At 76.9% G+C, this 2,533-nt stretch carries 4 protein-coding genes; 3 read left to right on the top strand and 1 reads right to left on the bottom strand.

Going from position 1 to position 2,533, the window contains the following annotated elements; translation table 11 throughout:
- The 3 genes from ACTUAL_RS27260 to ACTUAL_RS27250 all read left to right on the top strand — a co-directional run.
- On the top strand, positions 1-431 hold a 431-nt coding region (locus tag ACTUAL_RS27260), incomplete at its 5' end, for a LuxR C-terminal-related transcriptional regulator (RefSeq protein ID WP_440902247.1).
- A 113-nt stretch (positions 432-544) separates the two neighbouring features.
- The gene (locus ACTUAL_RS27255; RefSeq protein ID WP_096495123.1) at positions 545-1,012 is read left to right on the top strand and encodes a hypothetical protein; all 468 of its coding nucleotides are present in this window, start codon (positions 545-547) and stop codon (positions 1,010-1,012) included.
- A 228-nt stretch (positions 1,013-1,240) separates the two neighbouring features.
- Positions 1,241-1,993 (top strand): thioesterase II family protein, encoded by a 753-nt coding sequence (locus ACTUAL_RS27250; protein WP_096495124.1) that lies wholly within the window; start codon positions 1,241-1,243, stop codon positions 1,991-1,993.
- Between the two features lie 56 nt (positions 1,994-2,049).
- On the opposite strand, the gene ACTUAL_RS27245 is transcribed toward ACTUAL_RS27250, so the two are convergent.
- Positions 2,050-2,533, bottom strand: a 484-nt coding sequence (locus ACTUAL_RS27245; RefSeq protein ID WP_440902246.1) for a hypothetical protein, incomplete at its 5' end; no start/stop codon positions are given.

Below are 2,533 nucleotides of genomic sequence, written 5' to 3'. Positions count from 1 at the left end.
TGCCGGACCCGCTGCGGGTGGTCGTGGTGACCATCTACGACCTGGACGAGAACCTGCACGCCGCGCTGCGGGCGGGCGCGTGCGGCTTCCTGCTCAAGGACGCGGGCCCGCGCCTGCTGGTGGAGGCGGTGCACGTGGCCGCGCGCGGCGAGTCGCTGGTGTCGCCGCAGATCACCACGCGCCTGCTGCGCGACTTCGCCCGCGAGGGCGGCCCCCGCGCCCGCCCCGCCACCCGGACGCCGCTGACGGCGCGCGAGCTGGACGTGGCGCTGGCGGTGGCCAGGGGCGGCACGAACGCGGAGATCGCCCAGCGGCTGTCGATCACCCTGTCGACGGTGAAGTCGCACCTGACGAGCGTGCAGCAGAAGCTGGGCGCCCGGAACCGCACCGAGGTGGCGATCCGCATGTGGGAGGACGGCCTGGTCCGCTGACCGGGCCCGCGACCGCTGCTCCGTCCGGGTGGCTCGAACCGGGAACCGGTGGGACGCTGGGTCCGCCGTGCAGCCCCCGAGGCGCGACGCCTGGGGAGTCTGAGGGAGGAGCCGTGCCCCTCGAACCGTTCGACCTCACCCGCCGCACCAGCCCGTGGGTGGTCTGCGCCCCGCGCGAGGCCCCGCTGGTGCCCGCGCAGCTCTCCCGCCTGCGCGAGGACGGCGGCGTGGTCAGGCACGTCGACTCGGCCGACCTGTCCGACGCCGCCGCCGCGTTCGCCTCGTTCACCCGCCTGCTCGACCTCCCCCACCACCCGCACGACTGGCCCGCGCTGGCCGACGCCCTGCGCCGCCCGCACGGCGACTGGCCCGGCGAGACCGACCTCGCCGTCGTCGTCGAGCGCGCCCACCTGCTGCGCGGCGCCCCGCACCTGCCTGACCTGGTCGACGCCCTGTGCCGGGCCGGTCGCGGGGCGGCCGACGCGGTCGCGCTGCACTTCGCGCTCCTGGTCGACGACGGCCCCGCCACGGACCTCGCGCCCGGCGGCGACGTGATCGGTCCCTACCTGCTGTTCGGGTGACCCCCGCCCGTCGCGGCGGCTTCGGGGTGGCGCAGCCGCCGCCCCCCTCAGGCCCGCCGCGGCGGCCCTGACCAGCGCCGGTAGGGGCCCCACAACCCTGCGGACCACCCCCTCAGCCCCGGCGGTTCACCGGGGTCCGCGCCCCTGGCGGCGGTACCGTTCCCCCGATCATGACTCGGGGCCGCCCTCCGATCCGGCGTCGGCCCCCGACGAGAGGACCGCGAGCCGGTGATCGTTGACGAGACCGCAGCCCGGTGGGCGCGCACCTACCACCCGAACCCGACCGCGCCCGTCCGGCTGGTGTGCTTCCCGCACGCGGGCGGCTCGGCGAGCTACTACCACCCGCTCTCGGCCCGCTTCGGCCCGTCCTGGGACGTCGTGGCGCTCCAGTACCCCGGCCGCCAGGACCGGCGTCTGGAGCCGTGCGTGGACGACCTGGAGCGGCTGGCCGACCTGGTCGCGGACGTGCTGCGCGGGCTTCCCGCGAAGCCGACGGTGTTCTTCGGGCACAGCATGGGCGCGGCGCTGGCGTTCGAGACGGCGGTGCGCCTGGAGCGCGACGGCGCGGGCCCGCGCGAGGTGGTCGCCTCCGGCCGCCGGGGCCCGAACACCCGCGCCGACGAGCAGGTCCACCTGCTGGACGACCGGGGCGTCCTGGCCGAGGTGCGCGCGCTGAGCGGCACCGACTCGGCGCTGCTGGACGACGAGGAGCTGATGCGGATGGCGCTGCCCGCGATCCGCGCCGACTACACCGCGATCGAGACCTACCGCTGCCCGCCCGACCGCCGGATCGCGGCCGACCTGACCGTGCTGACCGGTGACGCCGACCCGAAGACCACGGTCGAGGAGGCCGCGGGCTGGGAGCCGCACACCACGGGCGCGTTCCAGCTGGAGGTGTTCCCCGGCGGGCACTTCTTCATCGCCACCCAGGCCAGGGCCGTGGGCGACCGGATCGAGCGCGCCCTCAAGGCCGCGCTCTGACCACGGCTTGACGGCGGAGGGGCGGTGGCGCGAACGCCGCAGCCCCTCCGCCGCCGTCACCGCGCCCTGGGACTGATCCGCAGCAACCGCCCCGGTCCGGGCGCCCGCCCGCGCGGGCGCGTCATCCCCCCGTTCGTGGTCGCGTAGAGCACGTCCGGCGCCTCCGGGTCCACGGCCACCGCCGTCGCCCCGGCCGCGCCCTGCCGCACCCCCGCGACCTCCTGCAGCTCACCGCCGGGCAGCCTGCGCACCACGCTGTCCCCGGTGTGCGTGGCGATCCACAGCGCCCCGTCGTCGGTGGCGGCCAGGTCGTCCCCGCACACCCCGGTGGCCACGACCTCCACCTCGGCGGCCGGGTTCGCCGCGTCCACCGGGCAGCGCAGCAGCAGCCCGCGGTCGGTGCTGGTCAGGTGCACCGGCCCGGCGTGCACCGAGACGCCGTTGACGCCGGGGAACGGCGAGCGGGGGTCCTGCCTGGCGAGCAGCTCGTGGTGCAGCCACACCCGCGCGCGCCCGCTCCCAGGGTCGACGGCGAACACC

The sequence above is a fragment of the Actinosynnema sp. genome (assembly GCF_052038725.1).
Note: the sequence above shows the minus strand (reverse complement) of the source record. Positions and strands in the feature narration are given on the sequence as shown.